The sequence below is a fragment of the Dyadobacter sp. AC419 genome (genome assembly GCF_979253085.1).
Map to the genome: position 1 here is coordinate 204,069 of NZ_CEEDCD010000024.1, position 16,944 is coordinate 221,012.

Annotated in this window: 20 protein-coding genes; 8 read left to right on the forward strand and 12 right to left on the reverse strand. The window is 44.2% G+C overall.

The genetic code is table 11. The features are described 5' to 3' along the window. Positions 1 to 34: 34 nt before the first annotated feature. Complete coding sequence (locus tag AC0IYG_RS23190; protein ID WP_471713446.1) at positions 35 to 433, reverse strand: DUF1573 domain-containing protein; 399 nt, start codon at positions 431 to 433, stop codon at positions 35 to 37. A 210-nt stretch (positions 434 to 643) separates the two neighbouring features. Here AC0IYG_RS23190 and AC0IYG_RS23195 point away from each other — a divergent pair, with 210 nt between their 5' ends. Genes AC0IYG_RS23195 through AC0IYG_RS23210 form a run of 4 tightly spaced genes read left to right on the forward strand, consistent with a single transcriptional unit; the run spans position 644 to position 5,375 of the window. After that, the gene (locus AC0IYG_RS23195; protein ID WP_471713447.1) at positions 644 to 3,052 is read left to right on the forward strand and encodes an alpha-ketoacid dehydrogenase subunit alpha/beta; all 2,409 of its coding nucleotides are present in this window, start codon (positions 644 to 646) and stop codon (positions 3,050 to 3,052) included. Positions 3,053 to 3,089: 37 nt separating this feature from the next. After that, the gene (locus tag AC0IYG_RS23200) at positions 3,090 to 3,632 is read left to right on the forward strand and encodes a sugar transferase (protein ID WP_471713564.1); all 543 of its coding nucleotides are present in this window, start codon (positions 3,090 to 3,092) and stop codon (positions 3,630 to 3,632) included. Beyond that, the gene (locus AC0IYG_RS23205) at positions 3,613 to 4,236 is read left to right on the forward strand and encodes an acetyltransferase (protein ID WP_471713448.1); all 624 of its coding nucleotides are present in this window, start codon (positions 3,613 to 3,615) and stop codon (positions 4,234 to 4,236) included. Before AC0IYG_RS23200 ends, AC0IYG_RS23205 begins: the two co-directional genes overlap by 20 nt. Before the next feature lie 11 nt (positions 4,237 to 4,247). Then, on the forward strand, positions 4,248 to 5,375 hold the full coding sequence (locus AC0IYG_RS23210; protein WP_471713449.1) for a DegT/DnrJ/EryC1/StrS family aminotransferase: 1,128 nt from the start codon (positions 4,248 to 4,250) through the stop codon (positions 5,373 to 5,375). A gap of 56 nt (positions 5,376 to 5,431) precedes the next feature. On the opposite strand, the gene AC0IYG_RS23215 is transcribed toward AC0IYG_RS23210, so the two are convergent. The 4 genes from AC0IYG_RS23215 to AC0IYG_RS23230 all read right to left on the reverse strand — a co-directional run bounded on the left by AC0IYG_RS23215 (position 5,432) and on the right by AC0IYG_RS23230 (position 7,925). Further along, on the reverse strand, positions 5,432 to 6,298 hold the full coding sequence (locus tag AC0IYG_RS23215) for an FKBP-type peptidyl-prolyl cis-trans isomerase (RefSeq protein ID WP_471713450.1): 867 nt from the start codon (positions 6,296 to 6,298) through the stop codon (positions 5,432 to 5,434). Positions 6,299 to 6,375: 77 nt separating this feature from the next. Next, on the reverse strand, positions 6,376 to 7,038 hold the full coding sequence (gene nth / locus AC0IYG_RS23220; protein WP_471713451.1) for an endonuclease III: 663 nt from the start codon (positions 7,036 to 7,038) through the stop codon (positions 6,376 to 6,378). A gap of 64 nt (positions 7,039 to 7,102) precedes the next feature. Continuing rightward, the gene (locus AC0IYG_RS23225; protein WP_471713452.1) at positions 7,103 to 7,351 is read right to left on the reverse strand and encodes a hypothetical protein; all 249 of its coding nucleotides are present in this window, start codon (positions 7,349 to 7,351) and stop codon (positions 7,103 to 7,105) included. Then, the gene (locus tag AC0IYG_RS23230) at positions 7,326 to 7,925 is read right to left on the reverse strand and encodes an RNA polymerase sigma factor (protein WP_026632052.1); all 600 of its coding nucleotides are present in this window, start codon (positions 7,923 to 7,925) and stop codon (positions 7,326 to 7,328) included. The genes AC0IYG_RS23225 and AC0IYG_RS23230 overlap by 26 nt, the downstream gene beginning before the upstream one ends. Before the next feature lie 381 nt (positions 7,926 to 8,306). Between AC0IYG_RS23230 and AC0IYG_RS23235 the strand changes: the two genes are divergently transcribed. After that, positions 8,307 to 9,002, forward strand: coding sequence for a YjjG family noncanonical pyrimidine nucleotidase (locus AC0IYG_RS23235; protein ID WP_471713454.1), 696 nt, complete (start codon positions 8,307 to 8,309; stop codon positions 9,000 to 9,002). Position 9,003: 1 nt separating this feature from the next. Here the strand turns inward: AC0IYG_RS23235 and AC0IYG_RS23240 are convergent, their stop codons facing one another. The 5 genes from AC0IYG_RS23240 to AC0IYG_RS23260 form a co-directional block, all read right to left on the reverse strand. Then, the gene (locus AC0IYG_RS23240) at positions 9,004 to 9,894 is read right to left on the reverse strand and encodes a trypsin-like peptidase domain-containing protein (RefSeq protein ID WP_471713455.1); all 891 of its coding nucleotides are present in this window, start codon (positions 9,892 to 9,894) and stop codon (positions 9,004 to 9,006) included. A gap of 22 nt (positions 9,895 to 9,916) precedes the next feature. Continuing rightward, a complete protein-coding gene (locus tag AC0IYG_RS23245; RefSeq protein WP_471713456.1) occupies positions 9,917 to 10,456 on the reverse strand; it encodes a DUF2911 domain-containing protein in 540 nt (179 codons plus the stop codon). 4 nt (positions 10,457 to 10,460) lie between these two features. Next, positions 10,461 to 10,832, reverse strand: a complete 372-nt coding sequence (locus tag AC0IYG_RS23250) for a DUF6089 family protein (protein ID WP_471713457.1) — start codon at positions 10,830 to 10,832, stop codon at positions 10,461 to 10,463. After that, positions 10,729 to 11,091 carry a DUF6089 family protein gene (locus AC0IYG_RS23255; protein ID WP_471713458.1) on the reverse strand — a complete coding sequence of 121 codons (363 nt, stop codon included), beginning with the start codon at positions 11,089 to 11,091 and terminating at the stop codon, positions 10,729 to 10,731. The genes AC0IYG_RS23250 and AC0IYG_RS23255 overlap by 104 nt, the downstream gene beginning before the upstream one ends. Positions 11,092 to 11,175: 84 nt before the next feature. Further along, positions 11,176 to 12,189 carry a DUF6089 family protein gene (locus tag AC0IYG_RS23260; RefSeq protein WP_471713459.1) on the reverse strand — a complete coding sequence of 338 codons (1,014 nt, stop codon included), beginning with the start codon at positions 12,187 to 12,189 and terminating at the stop codon, positions 11,176 to 11,178. A 245-nt stretch (positions 12,190 to 12,434) separates the two neighbouring features. On the opposite strand from AC0IYG_RS23260, the gene AC0IYG_RS23265 reads away from it, so the two are divergent. Genes AC0IYG_RS23265 through AC0IYG_RS23275 form a run of 3 tightly spaced genes read left to right on the forward strand, consistent with a single transcriptional unit; the run spans position 12,435 to position 14,783 of the window. Continuing rightward, on the forward strand, positions 12,435 to 13,061 hold the full coding sequence (locus AC0IYG_RS23265; protein WP_471713460.1) for an ABC transporter ATP-binding protein: 627 nt from the start codon (positions 12,435 to 12,437) through the stop codon (positions 13,059 to 13,061). 17 nt (positions 13,062 to 13,078) lie between these two features. Further along, positions 13,079 to 14,272: an ABC transporter permease gene (locus tag AC0IYG_RS23270; RefSeq protein WP_471713461.1), complete on the forward strand. Its 1,194-nt coding sequence runs from the start codon at positions 13,079 to 13,081 to the stop codon at positions 14,270 to 14,272. A 58-nt stretch (positions 14,273 to 14,330) separates the two neighbouring features. Beyond that, on the forward strand, positions 14,331 to 14,783 hold the full coding sequence (locus AC0IYG_RS23275; protein ID WP_471713462.1) for a YEATS domain-containing protein: 453 nt from the start codon (positions 14,331 to 14,333) through the stop codon (positions 14,781 to 14,783). Positions 14,784 to 14,793: 10 nt separating this feature from the next. Here the strand turns inward: AC0IYG_RS23275 and AC0IYG_RS23280 are convergent, their stop codons facing one another. Beyond that, a complete protein-coding gene (locus tag AC0IYG_RS23280; RefSeq protein WP_471713565.1) occupies positions 14,794 to 15,879 on the reverse strand; it encodes a complex I subunit 1/NuoH family protein in 1,086 nt (361 codons plus the stop codon). Positions 15,880 to 15,928: 49 nt separating this feature from the next. Further along, positions 15,929 to 16,939, reverse strand: a complete 1,011-nt coding sequence (locus AC0IYG_RS23285; protein ID WP_471713463.1) for a gliding motility protein GldB-related protein — start codon at positions 16,937 to 16,939, stop codon at positions 15,929 to 15,931. Between the last annotated feature and the right edge of the window lie 5 nt (positions 16,940 to 16,944).

Genomic DNA, 16,944 nt, shown 5'->3' on the forward strand with positions numbered 1-16,944 from the left:
CAGAACGGCCTTTTTTACAAATAATCTTGACTGATTATTTAGAAGATTTTGCTGCTGCTGCTTTTGGAACAACTTCACCATTCAGATAAAGTGTAATTGAACCACCTTCAGTGTTGCTGAAAACAGTTACAGGTTTGTTAAAAGGACCTGCTGCTGCTGCATTGAATGTTGCTTTAACAGAACCAGTTTTACCTGGAAGAACGGGATCTTTCGACCAAACTGGCGTAGTACATCCGCAAGATACAGTTACATTGGAAAGCACAACAGGATCAGAACCTGTATTGGTAAACACAAACTCATGCGTAACAGGAGTTCCTTGTGGTACTTTGCCGAATTTGTGTGTTTCTTCTTTGAATTTCAAAACACCTTTTTGCGCAAAACTAACGGTGGAGAGGCCTACCAATAAAACCAGCGCCGAAAAAAATACTTTCATAATAGAAACTAGACATTTAGTGGTGAAAAAAGTAACTACCAAACAAGATTAAGTTATAAAACTTAAAATTAATAATCATTAACCAATATTAACAATGCTGTCAAAAGTTATACGTCCCAGGGCGATGTTTATTATTTTCCTGCATAATTTTGGCTTGCATTCAAAAAAACGTAATTTAACTACGGATAATAATCCAAGTAAATTTTGCTTATGCTTCAAAATGATAGTTTGACCGGTTCCAGTGTATTGAGTAAGGAGAGTATCATCCAAGACTATCGCCTTGCTTGCGAAAGTCGTCAGGTGAGTTTGCTGGGAAGGAAGGATACTATGGGCGGCCGATCTAAGTTTGGCATTTTTGGAGATGGAAAAGAAGTGGCCCAGATTGCATTAGCGAGGGCATTTAAGATGGGCGATTATCGCTCGGGTTACTACCGCGACCAGACCATTGAGGCGGCTCTCGGCAACATTACTTGGCAACAATTTTTTGCTCAAATGTACGCCCATGCGGATCTTGAACACGAGCCAAGCACGGGCGGCAGATCCATGAACGGCCATTTTTCTACGCGCTGGCTTGATGAAGAAGGCCAATGGCTGGATCAGACAAAAATCTACAATTCGGTCTGTGATATATCTTCAACTGCCGGACAGATTCCAAGGGCTGTTGGACTTGCTTATGCTTCCAAACTGTTTAGAAAAAATAAAGACCTGCAATATCTGACCAACTTCACGCGGCAGGGAAATGAAATTGTTTTTGCCACAATCGGCGACGCCTCCACTTCTCAGGGAATGTTTCTGGAAGCCATGAATGCGGCAGGCGTTTTGCAAATTCCCCTGCTTACTTCGGTTTGGGACGATGGTTACGGTATTTCCGTTCCTGTTGAATATCAAACAACGAAATCAAGCATTTCGAAGGCGCTGGCTGGTTTGCAACGCAATGAGGAAGAGCTTGGGTTGGAAATTTTTACTGTAAAAGGATGGGATTATCCAGCCGTTATAGAGACTTACCAACGCGCTGCGGCACTTTGCCGGGAAGAGCAAATTCCTGTTTTAGTCCATGTTACCGAGCTTACGCAGCCACAAGGACATTCAACATCGGGTTCCCACGAAAGATATAAATCCAAACAGCGCCTCAAATGGGAAAATGAGCGCGACTGCAACATTCTCTTCCGGAACTGGATTTTACAAAACGGTTACGCCACAGACGAAGAACTTGAACAAATAGAGGTTGAGGCCAAAGAAACTGCCAGCAATGCGCGCAACCAGGCTTGGCAGGCATATCGAAAGGATCTTGATAAAGAATATCTGGAAACTGTCCAGCTTTTGCAGGATACAATGCGGTCCAGCGCATTCTCAGATGAGCTGAGCAACATCATCGTTGAATTGACCAAAACCTATTTGCCTGTAAGAAGGGATATGGTTTCCAGTGTCCGGAAAGCTTTGCGATTGCTTGGAAGAGAGGATAATCCAATGAAAGATGCGCTGAAAGCATCACTGCAAAACAGTCTCAGAGACAATGGACAGCGTTTCAGCACGCATCTTTACAGCGAATCTGCTGAATCTCCATTAAATGTCGAGCCAATCCAACCGGCATATTCAGACGAAAGTCCGACTGTGGACGGCCGGGAAGTCATCAGGTCATTCTTCAATGCACTTTTAGAAAAAGATCCGCGCGTTCTGGCCTTAGGCGAAGATGTCGGTTTCATTGGTGATGTAAATCAGGGACTTGCGGGCTTGCAGGAGAAATTCGGTGAGTTGCGTATCACCGACACCGGCATCCGTGAAGCCACCATTGTTGGACAAGGAATCGGGATGGCCATGCGCGGTTTGAAACCCATTGTTGAGATTCAATATTTCGATTATATCTATTACGCACTGGCGACATTGACAGACGACCTGGCAACATTGCGTTACCGCACAGCTGGCGGGCAAAAAGCACCTCTGATCGTTCGTACACGCGGGCACAGGCTCGAAGGGATCTGGCACTCAGGCTCGCCGATGGGAACGATGCTGAGCAGTATCCGCGGAATGCACGTGATCGTGCCAAGAAACTTTGTTCAGGCCGCTGGATTTTATAACACATTGATCAAAGGCGATGACCCTGCATTGGTCGTTGAACCTTTGAATTCATATCGCCAGAAAGAAATTCTTCCAGATAATATCGGCGAAATCTGCCTGCCATTAGGCGAACCGGAAATAATTCGTGAAGGAAATGACATTACGATCGTTACCTATGGTTCAATGTGCCGTATAGTAATGGAAGCTGCTGTGCAATTGCATAAATCCGGCATTGAGGCTGAGGTGATCGATGTGCAAACATTGCTGCCTTTTGATATCAACGGCCGAATTGGTGAGTCGGTCAAAAAGACGAACCGGGTAATTTTTGCGGATGAAGATTTGCCAGGAAGCGCCTCTGCTTATATGATGCAGCAGGTCGTGGAAAAGCAGAATGTTTACCGCTGGCTCGATTCCGCGCCGACAACCATTGCAGCAAAAGATCACCGTCCGCCTTACGGCTCAGATGGCGATTATTTTTCCAAACCTAATGCAGATGATGTTTTTGAAACAGCTTACAGAATCATGCGGGAAGCAAATCCGGATCGTTATCCGGAGATTTTCTGATGCATTTAATGCTGTTTATTTAAGAATAGGAAAAAGAATATTTGACATCATTATGGCGGCGGCAGGACTAATCATCCTGTCGCCGCTTTTGGTTTATATCACAATAATGATTTGGCACGAAACCGATGGCAAACCGCTTTTCTTACAATCCAGGCCAGGACTGAAGGAAAGGTTATTCATCCTGTTTAAATTCAGAACATTAGCGAACGACGGAACCCATCGAATAACCCGAAACGGACGATTTTTGCGCAAATCTTCATTAGACGAAATCCCGCAGCTGTGGAATGTGCTCAAAGGTGACATGAGCCTGGTCGGGCCGAGGCCATTGCTTCCTGAATATTTGAAATTATACAATCCAGATCAGCGACTCCGCCATGCCGTTTTGCCCGGCATAACGGGCTGGGCGCAAGTCAATGGACGCAATGCAATCAGCTGGGAAGAGAAATTTGAATTTGATATCTGGTATGTAAGGAACCGGTCATTTGGGCTGGATATGAAGATTTTGTGGATGACGTTTTTCAATGTTTTGAGGCAAAAGAATGTAAACCCGCTGTCAGAATTTGAACGGTTTAAAGGATAATTTTACCAAAACACACATTATGCTGATTTACGGAGCAGGCGGGCACGCCAAGGTTGTGCTAAGCACTTTGCAGGATTGTAACGAAGAAGTGATGGCGATTTTTGACGATGATCTTGCAAAACATTCGCTGAGCAATATTAGTGTAAAACCATACGATCATAAGGTGCACTTGGAGGAACTTTTGATCATTGCTGTTGGAGATAATTTTATTAGAAAACTGCTTTCTGAGCGGCTGAGTCATCATTTCGGGAATGTTGTTCATCCGTCCGCGCTTGTTAATAAGCAAATTTCAATTGGTGAAGGCTCAGTCATTTTGCATAGAGCAGTTGTTCAGCCCGAGGCGATTATTGGCCGCCATGTTATTGTTAACACGGGCGCTATTATAGAGCACGATTGCATTATCGCTGATTACGTGCAAGTTGCGCCGGGAGCTGTTGTTTGTGGTGGAGTCAGCATTGGACAATGCACGCTTATTGGCGCCGGAAGTGTGATTATTCCAAATGTTACTATTGGTAAAAACTGCATTATCGGCGCAGGAAGCGTTGTGACAAAGGACATTCCCGACGGAGCAACTGCATATGGCAATCCCTGCCAGAATCATTAAATAAACACACTATGGAAAAGAGAATATGGCTTTCGCCACCGCACATGAGCGGAACGGAAATGACTTACATTCGGCAGGCTTTTGAAGCAAACTGGATCGCACCCGTCGGGCCTAATGTTGATGCTTTTGAGGAAAAAGTGCAGTCATATGTCGGGAGAAATTATGCCGCAGCAGTGTCGTCGGGAACGGCGGCGCTGCATCTTGCTTTGCTCGCACTGAACATTAAAAAGGGAGATATTGTAATCTGCCAGTCGCTCACATTCGCTGCGAGCGCCAATCCGATTGTTTATCAATGTGCAACGCCTGTTTTTGTCGATAGCGAAGCTTTAACCTGGAACATTTGCCCGCAAGCTTTAACAGAAGCACTTGTACACTTCATTAAAATAGGCAAAAAGCCGAAAGCGGTCATTATCGTGCATTTATATGGCATGCCCGCTTTGCTGACGGAGATTTTGGCCATCTGCAATTACTATGAAATTCCTTTGATTGAAGATGCGGCCGAAGCGTTGGGCTCAACTTATTCAGGGAGAAAGATCGGTTCTTTTGGCCTGATGAGCATTTTCTCATTCAACGGAAACAAAATCATCATCACATCTGCGGGCGGCATGCTGCTCTCAGACAATTCAGAATTGATAAACAAAGCAAGGTTTTTAGCCGCGCAGGCCCGTGACAATGTGCCCTATTATCAACATTCGCAGATCGGTTACAACTATGGCATGAGCAACATTTGCGCTGGAATCGGATTGGGACAAATGGAGGCGGTCGAAGCGCGCGTTGCGCAGCGAAGGGCTAACTTTTATTTTTATAAAACCGCCTTAGAAACTATCCCCGGATTGAATTTTCAAAAAGAACCAGGGAATTGCGTATCGAATCGCTGGCTTACAGCGCTGACATTGGATACGAAATTGACAAGGTTGTCACCGGAGTGCCTTCGCGAAATGTTAGAAAGTCACAACATTGAGTCAAGACGAATTTGGAAACCCATGCATTTGCAACCTGTCTACAAAGACGCGCCTTACTTTGGAGGAAGCATTTCAGAACGATTGTTCCAAACCGGAATCTGTTTGCCGTCCGGTTCAAGCTTATCTTCGGAGGATGTCGAAAGGGTTACGCAACTGATTTTGAAGCTGTTGAAATAAAAAATGCCCGCGAATTAACTCCGCGGACACTTTCAAATTTAACTGATATAGAACATTTACGGTAATACTTCGATCTCGAATTGAAGTGGTGCGTAGGGAACGATTGAACCGTTTCCATTTTTGCCGTAACCGAGTGCAGAAGGGAAGATAACAATCGCCTTTTCTTTCAGGCGCATTCTGCGGATGGCCCGGTCAAATCCTTTGATATTGTTGTTCGTTCCGGTTGTAACAGACATTGAGCCTTCACCAAACTTCACGTCATCAAGTGTTTTGCCGATATATTTAACATTGACCGTTTTTCCTGAACCCAATGTATCACCCGTAACCGGCGGCGTGCTCGTGCGGATTAATACCAGGTTGTCAGTCAATCTTTCTGATGGTTTAAAGTTTTTCGCCGTGATATAATCCTCAATTTGCTGCGATTCCGAACGGGTTTTGATAAATTCAACTTCCAAACGGATCGGAGAATAAGCTGGAATGTTCACCTTATCCACATTGCCGGAAGCAAGGTAAAATGGCAAAAAGAAAGTTGCCGTTTCTCCCGTTTTCATCAGGAAAATCCCTCTTTCAATGCCGGCCCAGTAAATATAACCTTCAACCGGGAAGCTAAGCGTGGTTTTGCTGTCAACAACAGACGATACAACTTTGGTCCCGTCGAGCAGATAACCGGTGTATTTGATTGTTGCTGCGTCGCCTCTTTTTGCACGCTCGCCTGTTGGGTTTGCTTTGCGGATAATGTAATAAAGTCCGGAACTGTCTTTAACTGCTTTTGAGCCAAGGCTATCGGTTTTCAAATAGCTTTCAATCGCGGTTTCATTTTCTTTTACTTTTTCCGAATCATCCGTTTTGTCCGAATCCATACAACCCGACAGTCCGATCAGCAGGGCAAATACGATGATCAATGATAAATTAATGCGCTTCATTTCTTTTTACTTCGTGCTTTAAATTAGTGGAATTTATACTTTTAACAGAGACTCAGCTAAATGTAAAAAGGTTGCAATCAAGGTTGAAAAAGCTCCATTTTTACATTTTTCTCAAAGTATTTGCAACATGGTGAGAGTGGGCACTCCATGCATTTTGGACTTCTGGCCAGGCAAACATAGCGTCCGTGCAGAATCAGCCAGTGATGCGCTTTGTAAACGAGGTTAGTAGGCAAATATTTCATCAATCCCTTTTCAACGGCCAGCGGCGTTGTGGCTGTCATGGGAACCAGACCGAGTCGTCGGGAAACGCGAAAAACGTGTGTATCAACAGCAAGCGTGGGCTGGTTGAAAACCACAGAAGCGATTACATTAGCCGTTTTACGTCCTACGCCAGGCAACTTTTGAAGCTCGTCAACCGAAGCAGGAATTTCGGAATTGAATTGCTCGACAAGCATCCTACCCAAACCGACTAAATGCTTAGCCTTGTTATTAGGATAGGAAATGGAACGGATATAGCTGAAAACCTCCTCTACGGTTGCAGACGCTAATGCCTGTGGATCGGGGAAGCGTTCGAAAAGCGGCGGCGTAACAATGTTGACACGCTTGTCTGTGCATTGCGCAGAAAGAACAACTGCTACAAGCAATTCATAAGGACTGCCGTAATGCAGTTCGGTTTCAGGCTCAGGAAAGTTAATGGTAAAGTATTCCAGGAAGAACTTGAATCGGTCTTTTCTAAGCATAAAGGAATCCTGACCGTAAAGGCATACGGCCGGTTACAGATTTTAATAAAAAAAGACCCACCTCTTAAAAAGAAAGAGCGGTGGGTCTTTTTGGTGAAAACTGTTGAGAGTATTTGAAAACTTTTAAAACCGACTGATCCGAAGGAGTCCGAACGATTTTGTCCATCTGGCTCTGAATATCAAGCGAGTCCAGGTAGAAGCTCATCAAATCATTGTCAAGCGCTAGGGCCTCAACAATCAGGTCATTTTCATTCTCTGTCGTCTCGGCATATAAATACCTTACAACATCATCGTAAGTAAAAGTTTTTGTCATACTGTGGGGCACGTTGGTTGAATTGCTTACGCAAGTTTATCAACGCGTAACGCATTCGTCCCAATGCCGTATTAATACTCACTCCTGTTGCATCGGCAATTTCCTGAAAACTCATGTCCTCATAGTGGCGCATGATCAAGACCTGCTTCTGAACATCAGGTAACCGCTGGATCATCTCCCGCAGTTGCTCATGTGTTTCCTGACGAATCTGGATTGACTCTACGGAATCTTCCGAAAAATCCAGCGTATTGAAAACACTGCTTCCATCTTCAAATACTACATTGGGGTAGCGTTTATCGCGTCTGAAATAATCAATGGCGAGGTTGTGTGCGATACGTATGATCCATGGCAGGAACTTGCCTTCATCATTATATCTACCACCTTTTATCGTGTCAACGGCCTTAATAAATGTATCCTGTAATAAATCTTCGGCTACATACTGATCTTTGACAATTAGATAAATAGTGGTGTATATTCTTGATTTATGGCGCTGAACAAGCTTTTCGAATGCCTTTTCATTACCGCGGATATACAATGTTACCAACTCACTGTCGCTAACTTGGACTTTCTCCATTTTTACTATTCGATTTAGTTAACGTAGAGCGGTTCGTCGATATTGTTTCTCCTTTCTGTTTAGTGAAATATTGAACTGTCTTTTCTATATTTTGAATTATACATATCAAAGAAATAGATTTGAAAAATAATTTGCAAATCTTTGGGTTTCTTTTTTTTCTAAAATAAATTCTATTAACAACTGTTAACAATAAACCCCTCTTTTTAGGAATATTCTACTTCTATACGTTTCTCCTGTTGCTATTGCAATAAATAATAGAACTTATCGAATGACATACGTCCCATGGATGGGCTTTGGATCACTTCTTAATTTTTATTTATGTTTTTTCCCGAATAAAAATTAAATTTCACTTTTCTAATATAATTTGAATTTTTACCAGATATGAAATACAAGCATCTTTTCTTCGATCTGGACCATACACTCTGGGATTTTGAGAAAAATTCTTCGGAATCTTTGGAAGAAATTTTTCACACTCTTACGCTGATCCAGTACGGCGTTTCCTCATTGGATGCATTCATTCAGTCTTTTTTAAGAATTAACACCCAACTTTGGAACGCATTCGATCAGGGAAAGTTACACCATACCTATATACGTGAGAACCGGTTCAAGATGGTGTTTGAGGAGCTTGGCGCTGAGTTACCTGCCAACCATACCGAGATTGGGGAAGCTTACCTTCGGACGTTGCCTGATAAGAAACACCTGCTCGAAGGCGCAATGGATTTGCTAAACTACGCAAATTCGGCTGGATATGCGATGCACATCATCACCAATGGCTTCAATGAAATTCAGGCAAGGAAAATTGCGAGCTCCGAAATCGGTCACTTCTTCGAAAATATCATCACGTTTGAAACGGCAAATGCTAAAAAGCCCGATCCGAAAATCTTCGCTTATGCGCTTGAAACCGCACGTGCTGTGCCCGCCGAGAGCATTATGATTGGCGACAACTGGATTGCGGACATTATGGGTGCGAAGCAATTCGGCATCGATACGGTTTATTACAATCCAGCCGGACTGCGCTTTGACGAAAGTCCAACTTACGACATCCGGCGACTGGAAGAGTTAATGCTGATTTTGTAGCCTAGGCTTCTGCTTCATAAAATGAAACATGCTTTTCGCGGAGAAACTGCTTGATCACATCCACGTGCACGCATTGACCGACATTCAGGAAAGGATAATTTGAAACCCTTTTCCGGTGACCATCTGTAATCACCTCCCGGTTAACCTGGTCAAACCCAAGATGCAAATGTCGGGTGGAGCTTTGTAATCCATAAATGGTGCCATTGGGATCAAAAAGCGGCCCGCCGCTCTGTCCCCTGAGGCCGGGCGTGCTCATTTCAATGCCAACGACGCCGCTGCTTTCACCAATGTGCCTGGTGATGATGCCGTCAATCGGAAAGCTAGGCGTGTTGATGCGACCGGTCTTCAACCATTCAATGTCGCCTGTGTTTTTATTAAATTGATAATTTGTAAATTCTGGAAAAGGATAGCCAAGCCGGCACAAATATCTCCCCTGCTTTACACTCCTTGAATCTTTCAAAAACCGCGCATAGCCCTGATACTGCTTGCTTTCAAAATCACGAAACTGAATGATCGCCAGATCCTGTGTCGGATGCAGATGAATGGCCAGACCCTTGTATGCGGTCACGCAATTGATGAAATTATATAGAATCCGGATCGGATTGTCCCCGTTGATCTTGTATTTCGTTTCGAGAAATTGCCGCTGGGATTCCAGGCTGGGATCTTTTTCGAATTTCCGTAACTCACTCTTGAATTTCAGATAATTCTCATAAATGGAGCTGGCGTAATAAATCTGCTGCGCCACGTGCCGACAGGTTATGGCGAAACCATCTTCATTTACAAAAAACAATGTGGCTGTCCCCGGCACAATGTCGCTGCCTGTGTAATAACGGAGTATGAAATGGATGGGACGGGTGAACTGGTCTACTTTCTCAATCGCTTCGACAAACATAGAATGGAATGCAGGCAGACGGTTATTTGGTGATGGGAACGAGTGCTTCTGTCTGGTCCCAACTCAAAACCATATTTACGCCGCCGGGTATTTCTTCAAAGTAAATGTCAAACAATTCCTGCACCTTGGGTCTGATTCGAATGGGCACTTCAGCATTAAGGACGTCTTTGCCGTCATTGTATTCCGTTCCCCATTGGCCCACTTCGGAGTTTAAGATTATTTTCCAGGTGCTTTGTCCTGGCACTGAGTAAAGTGAATATGTGCCTTCCTTAACGGGTTTTCCTCCAATCGAAAGGCCGCTTCCGAGTTCTATTAATGTTGCTTCATTTGCGCCGGTGCGCCAAACTTTGCCATATGGCAGCAACGCTTTGTCCTGCTCCCTGCCAAAAAGCAACCTCCCTTTTTTACCGGGCTTGCTGTATGTGACCTTGACGCTGACGCCATTTGCGGTTGTTTCGGCAACAGCCTCCGGACTAAAAGACTTCGTATATTTTCTTAATCCAAAAAAACCAACTAATCCGACTGCCAGTATAACAACACCAATGAGGAAAATTCTTTTCATATGATCAGGGGCAAACGATTTTGTAAAAAGTATAGGTTACGGAAAGTCGCAAATAATAATAATTGTCTTTTAGAGATGGATCGCCTTGCTGCAATTTATCAGTATTAACAGGCTCTCCACCCAAGTTATCAAGATAATCTGTAAAGGTTTTGCGCGCGCCATATTCTATTCCAATGTTCCATGGACGTCTTACCTGATATTTGATCCCGACACCATAGGGAAGCACAAATGAGCTTGTTTTATAAGCAGTTGTCTGCACATCCGGATTAAATTTAGCATAACCGACGCCGCCAAAAACATAGGGACTCCCAGTTAACCGCAAAGCGACGATCCTGAAAATTAAGGAAATTATATTCTGCAACCGCGTTTCCTTCAAAGATCCGGGACTTGAACGACATGTTCCTCACTTTTTGGAAAGGATCTTTGCTGTGTTTATCGTCAGCGCCAATGACACCGGCCATGAATTCTGCTCTCAGCGAAAGCGCCTGAGTAGGGTTATAACGAAAGAAAACGCTTCCGGCCGGCTTGAAAAAACGCAGCCTGAGCGACGGAGAAATGTCTCCCTTATAATTGAGCGCACCCAATCCGGCACCGACCTCAATTTTCTGTGCTGATGCCGGGATGGCAACGGCCACAAAAAAACAAATACTCGCTGTTATCTGAAACAGCAAGTATTTGCGAGTAATAAACTTCAAAAAAGACTTCAATGGATGTCTCAGTTATCTTAATGGAGGACATTTGATTTGTGACGGCAACATATAGTTGATATGGATCATACCAAATAAGTAATTGTCCGTGTAAGTCGGGCTGTTTCCGCGATCTGTTCCAGGAGCCCCAAAGCCCGTTGTCGGTAAGACGGCAAGCGGATCACCAACATCTGTCAAATTGTAATTCACGGTCAAAAATTTCTTCAAAGACTCAGTCCGGTCCGCTCCTTTTCTTGCAGCATAACGCTCTCTGGTTCTATTGCTCAATGCAAGTGCAGTAGGATTGTCAGCAAACAAAGCAGGATCTGCATAACTGCCGTGTGCGTCATCCAGATAATCTGTAAATGTTTTTCTAAACCCTAACTCAGCAGAAATATCCAGTTTTGAATTGATCTTGTAACGGACGCCGATTCCGACCGGGATAGCGAACTGAACCAAAGAATATGGTTTTGCATAACCTTCATTTCCCTGACCTTCTGTTCCCAATGGCTGCAATTTGATCCAGTCACCATTCAAAGAATCCAATGCTTTTGGATTATGTGCCGTTAATGCAATCCCTGCGAACAAATAAGTGCCGAATTGCGGCCTTCTGTCATAACTGCGGTTATCGGGTGTTAATTTAAAAATCCCCTGAACTGAGAATTCTTTCAGGTCATTGCGGAAGTGTAAGTTTCTAGCGTAAAAAATGTTGGTTTCATGCTTCGAACTTCTGTTCATAATGTAATCATCTCCTGCAATGCGGGCGTAAATGAAACTGGCCCTGGCTGCAAGACGTGGCGTGAAGTGGCGTGTGTAGTTTCCACCAACGCTCCAACGCATCATTTTAAATGTGGAAGCAATTGGTCTTCTGTACGGAGCTAAATCTCCGAAATAGCTGGAAGTTCCAACTCCAAATCCTGCCGTAGAATACGGAACAAAAATCCCCCTGCTCTGCGCTTGGGCGTCCCGGTTCAAAAACAAAAGCCCAAAAGTCATGATCAATGCCACCGCTCCGGATACTTTCTTCAATTCAGATTTTCTACGCATTTTTAAGATCAATTTTTTGCAAAAATAGAACAGTTGTTGGTTTTATTCAGGGTGTAACACCATTTCAACGTATTTCCCAATGATTTATTTGTAGCGGCAAAGCTTTTTAATATTGATAAACATGGGCGAGCTTTTGTGTCATCGGGAAACATACGAATTAGGTCTACAACTTCGATTAACAAGCTTTTTGACTGGAAAGGAAACAAAACTTCATTATCATTGTGCATGGAAAAAATGCTTATTAAATGATTACAAGCACTAATCTTCGTTTCGCTTACTCCGCGCAAAAAACGTTCAGCTTTCCGGATATTCATTGCAAGGACAGGGAAACGCTGCTTATCCTCGGCCAATCCGGGAAAGGCAAAACAACATTGCTGCATTTACTCGCATTGCTGCTGAAACCTGATTCCGGTGAGATCATCATTGCCCAACAGCCGGTGAGCAAGCTTTCTTCTGAAGAAGCAACGAAGGCGAGGGCGAAAAGCATCGGCATTATTTACCAAAAGCCTCATTTTGTCAGCTCACTGTCTGTAATGGACAACATTTTACTGTCAAATTACCTGGCAGACCAGCCCCAAAACAAACAAAAAGCAAGGTTACTGGCCGAAAAGCTTGGGTTTGCAGAACATTTGAACAAAAAAACTTCCCAGCTCAGCCAGGGCGAGCAGCAGCGTGTAAGCATCGCACGTTCGCTGATGAACAATCCGAATGTGATCCTGGCCGACGAGCCGACCTCCAACCTGGACGATAACAACACGCAAAAAGTCATCGCACTTTTGAAGGAACAATCTGCGTCGATTGGTGCCAGTCTGATCGTTGTGACACATGATCAGCGTCTGAAAGATGAATTTTCTAACCAGGTTTTTTTGTAAAAAACGCGCCGTAATTCATGAATGTTTTCAAAATAAGTCTGGCTAATCTGAGAGATAAAAAGCTTAACAGTTTTTTAAGCGCGCTGCTGCTCACACTCGGCATCGGCATGATCTCCCTCCTGCTTTTGCTCAATAAGCAACTGGACGAGCAGTTTCGCCGCAACATTCGGGGAATCGATATGGTTGTCGGAGCGAAAGGAAGTCCTTTGCAATTGATTTTATCAAGCATTTATCAAATCGACGCGCCTACGGGCAATGTTCCGTTATCAGAGGTGGATGCTTTACGCAAAAATCCATTTGTCAAAAACGTGATCCCGCTTTCGATGGGTGACAGTTATCAGGGCTTCCGGATTGTGGGCACGACACCAAAATACACGGAACATTTCCAGGCAAAACTGGCGAAGGGACAACTTTATAATGCTTCGATGGAAGTTACGATCGGCAGTAAGGTTGCGGCGCAATCCAGTCTTAAAGTCGGTGATACATTTGCCAGCTCCCACGGACTCGACTCACAAGGCGATGCGCACGATGAGAAAAAATACAAGGTTACCGGCATTTTCGAGCCAAGCGGATCAGTTGTTGATCAATTGATTATCACGCGGTTATCAAGCGTTTGGGATGTGCATGCGCATGAAGAAGAGCATGGCGAACACGAAGAAGCCGAAGAAAAGCAGGTTACTAGCGCACTGATCCAATTCAGGAATCCGATGGGACTCATCACCCTTCCACGACAGATTAATGCGAACACTTCCATGCAGGCCGCATTGCCCAGCATTGAAATTAATCGGCTTTTTACATTATTAGGCGTCGGAATTGAAACACTTCGTACGCTTGCAATCATCATTATCACCATTGCCGGCGTGAGCGTTTTCATTTCACTTTATAATTCGCTGAAAGAAAGAAAATACGAGATGGCGCTGATGCTTTCGATGGGCGCCACACGCACAAGGCTTTTTCTGATGCTCTTATTGGAAGGATTAATGCTTGCCGTGATCGGTTTTGTTTTTGGCATTATCGCGAGCCGGGTCGGCCTTTGGCTGTTTTCGAAAGCTGCGGAGGAAGACTTCCATTATTCATTGCGGAAATTCACAATTCTGCCGCAGGAAATCTATCTGTTTTTTGCCGCGCTGCTAATTGGCTTTCTTGCGTCAGCATTGCCTTCGCTGGGCATTTACAGGCTGAATATCTCCCGGACGCTGGCAGAGGAATGATATTCTTTGTAAATTTGTTTACTTCGTTAAATCCTAACCAAGACAAAATCAGGCGCTGATGAAACCCGTAAGAATCATAATATTGCTTTGCTGCTTAACTTCTTTGTTTGCTTTTACACCCGCTTCTAATCCAGTAAAAGTGACCTGGGAAGTGCTTCGCGACGTGACTTTCAAGAAGAAATGGTATGCCGAAGAATCTATTTATATGCTTCACCCGACTTTTGGGCCGAGTGTTCAGAAGCTGAAAAATCAGCAGGTTTCTATTACAGGCTACATTCTTCCTGTGGACTTGGATGCCAATTTATATGTGCTTTCTGCATTTCCTTTCAGCGCATGTTTTTTTTGCGGCGGAGCTGGTCCTGAGACAGTTATGACGTTGAATTTCAAGAAAAAAGACGGACGTAAGTTTAAGACGGATGAACGTTTGACTTTTGTCGGAACATTGAAATTGAATGCGGATGATATTTACCAGATGAATTACATTCTGGACGGGGCAGAAATCGCTGAGTAAGCGATTTTTTTTATATTCCAATCAGCCTCCAAACGCCTGAAATGAAGAAAAGCACCAGTCCGACTGGTGTCAGGACTTTCCATCCCAGATACATCAGCTGATCAACGCGAAGCCGCGGAAGTGTCCAGCGTGCCCACATTTGAATGAGAATGCCGAGCATTGCTTTGCTTAGCAGCCAAAAAATTCCGGTTATATAACCAAACCAGGTTCCTGGTTCTCCACTTGTCCAATCGGCTAGTTTTATTGGACCAATGTTTGGAAATGGCGTGTTCCAGCCTCCTAAAAACAATATTGCGCCTAGCAGACAGACAAGAAGCATCATGCCATATTCCGAAAGCATGAACAACGCCCACCGCATTCCGGAATATTCCGTGTGAAAACCGGCTACAATTTCCGATTCGCCCTCGGGTAAGTCGAAAGGCGCCCGGTTACATTCTGCCAATGAGGCGATAAAAAACACAATGTATGCGAGTAATAAAAAGGGATTTCTGACAATGTTCCAGGATAAGAAACCGCCAATATTGGTCACGTCAATTCCCAGGTCTTTTATTCCAAAAAGAAAAACCGGCTCGTTGGAATAAATGCCTTGCTGATAACTCATCAGCTGCAAATCAAGCGTTTGCGTGAGCATTACAACGCACAAAATGGATAATCCCAAAGGAATTTCGTAGGAGATAATCTGAGCAACTGCACGCATTGCACCAAACAATGCGAACTTATTATTGGACCCCCAGCCCGCCATCAGCAAGCCGATCACATCGACGGAAACAATGGTTAGTAAAAAGAAAACACCCACAGAAGCGCCGGATCCGGCCAAATCAGGTGCTAGCGGCACAACTGCAAAGCCTGCAAAAACGGAAACGAAGATGACAAACGGAGCGATCAGAAAAAGCCGGCGGTCAGCCGCTTTGGGCACAATGTCTTCTTTTTGAAGCAATTTGAGCAAATCCGCAAAAAGTTGCAGCAATCCCCATTTACCCACTTCCATTGGCCCCATCCGATCCTGAATGAATGCCGACACCTTGCGTTCCAGATAAACACCGATGACCACGAAACCAGGCACAAGAAGTAGGAAAATAATGAGCGTAAACGGTATCAACTGCTTTTTGGGATCTTAGTGACAGCCGCAAAAGTAAGCAAAAAACTTACTCCTCTTCGTCTGGCTCCCCGTTATATCCCGAATCCTGCAAAATCTGGGCAGCGTTATCCGTTTCCATTAATTCGGCAAGGGTTATGCCCGGATTTTCAGCTCTGTAACGGTTAACGATCCGCCAGCCTATCCAGCGTGCGATGGCGCCAGGCACTTTCGGCCCGATTTCCGTTGTGAATGGCCTTTCTTCAATAAACTTCTTTTTCCTCAGCTCCACTTTCTCATACAAGAGCTTTCCTGAAATAAAATAAGCCCAAATGTCGCGCTGGCTTGCGTAAGTTCGCCGCAGATTATCTGCTGAATAGCCCAATATAAGGCTGTCGGCCGCATTAGGCATCACTTGCTTCACAAAAGCATAGCCCTTTCCATAACCAACCATATCCGCAAGCAGCGAATTATCGGCTGGATCCATTTTATTAAATTGATTGGATTCGAAAAACACAATGGAAGGCACAATGTATTCTTTCTGATATCTTCGAAGCTGATAATCAAACACATCTGGCCGATACATTGCATTAGAGCCACCAAAATAGTCAATGCCGATGATGATAAGCGAGTCGGAAATGTATAAGTCCGTCCCGGTAAATCCTGAGGTTATGAACTGAATTTTAGGTGATTTAAATGCAGGAAAATGATATTTGATTTGCTTGAATGCTTCGCCTAATGGATTTAAAATCGTTGCTTTGCGATCACCGATTAAACTGTCCAGCTGCTGGTTAAAAGCGCGGAAATCAGGATTTTGTATAATGCTAAATAAATGGGCAGCCAGTTGATTTGCATCCATTTGGGCCTCAGCGAAATAAACTTGCAGCAAATACGGACGCTTATTAAGAAAAGCCTTAACGTCCTCAACCGATTTGCACGCAAGCAGCTCCTGATCAAGGTTTTCGGAAACCAGATTAACAGCATCGGTGCTCGTATCGACATCCTGGCGTTTGTCGGAGTTACAAGCAGTTAAGCACATTGATATTAAACAAAAAAACAGCAGAATTCTCGAAAGGATCATTGCTA

What these genes read in the sequence shown, in the direction of transcription:
- AC0IYG_RS23190 (WP_471713446.1), bottom strand. Translation starts at nt 433, where the DNA reads ATGAAAGTATTTTTTTCGGCGCTGGTTTTATTGGTAGGCCTCTCCACC.
- AC0IYG_RS23195 (WP_471713447.1), top strand. Translation starts at nt 644, where the DNA reads ATGCTTCAAAATGATAGTTTGACCGGTTCCAGTGTATTGAGTAAGGAG.
- AC0IYG_RS23210 (WP_471713449.1), top strand. Translation starts at nt 4,248, where the DNA reads ATGGAAAAGAGAATATGGCTTTCGCCACCGCACATGAGCGGAACGGAA.
- AC0IYG_RS23215 (WP_471713450.1), bottom strand. Translation starts at nt 6,298, where the DNA reads ATGAAGCGCATTAATTTATCATTGATCATCGTATTTGCCCTGCTGATC.
- nth (WP_471713451.1), bottom strand. Translation starts at nt 7,038, where the DNA reads ATGCTTAGAAAAGACCGATTCAAGTTCTTCCTGGAATACTTTACCATT.
- AC0IYG_RS23225 (WP_471713452.1), bottom strand. Translation starts at nt 7,351, where the DNA reads ATGACAAAAACTTTTACTTACGATGATGTTGTAAGGTATTTATATGCC.
- AC0IYG_RS23230 (WP_026632052.1), bottom strand. Translation starts at nt 7,925, where the DNA reads ATGGAGAAAGTCCAAGTTAGCGACAGTGAGTTGGTAACATTGTATATC.
- AC0IYG_RS23235 (WP_471713454.1), top strand. Translation starts at nt 8,307, where the DNA reads ATGAAATACAAGCATCTTTTCTTCGATCTGGACCATACACTCTGGGAT.
- AC0IYG_RS23240 (WP_471713455.1), bottom strand. Translation starts at nt 9,894, where the DNA reads ATGTTTGTCGAAGCGATTGAGAAAGTAGACCAGTTCACCCGTCCCATC.
- AC0IYG_RS23245 (WP_471713456.1), bottom strand. Translation starts at nt 10,456, where the DNA reads ATGAAAAGAATTTTCCTCATTGGTGTTGTTATACTGGCAGTCGGATTA.
- AC0IYG_RS23260 (WP_471713459.1), bottom strand. Translation starts at nt 12,189, where the DNA reads ATGCGTAGAAAATCTGAATTGAAGAAAGTATCCGGAGCGGTGGCATTG.
- AC0IYG_RS23265 (WP_471713460.1), top strand. Translation starts at nt 12,435, where the DNA reads ATGATTACAAGCACTAATCTTCGTTTCGCTTACTCCGCGCAAAAAACG.
- AC0IYG_RS23270 (WP_471713461.1), top strand. Translation starts at nt 13,079, where the DNA reads ATGAATGTTTTCAAAATAAGTCTGGCTAATCTGAGAGATAAAAAGCTT.
- AC0IYG_RS23275 (WP_471713462.1), top strand. Translation starts at nt 14,331, where the DNA reads ATGAAACCCGTAAGAATCATAATATTGCTTTGCTGCTTAACTTCTTTG.
- AC0IYG_RS23285 (WP_471713463.1), bottom strand. Translation starts at nt 16,939, where the DNA reads ATGATCCTTTCGAGAATTCTGCTGTTTTTTTGTTTAATATCAATGTGC.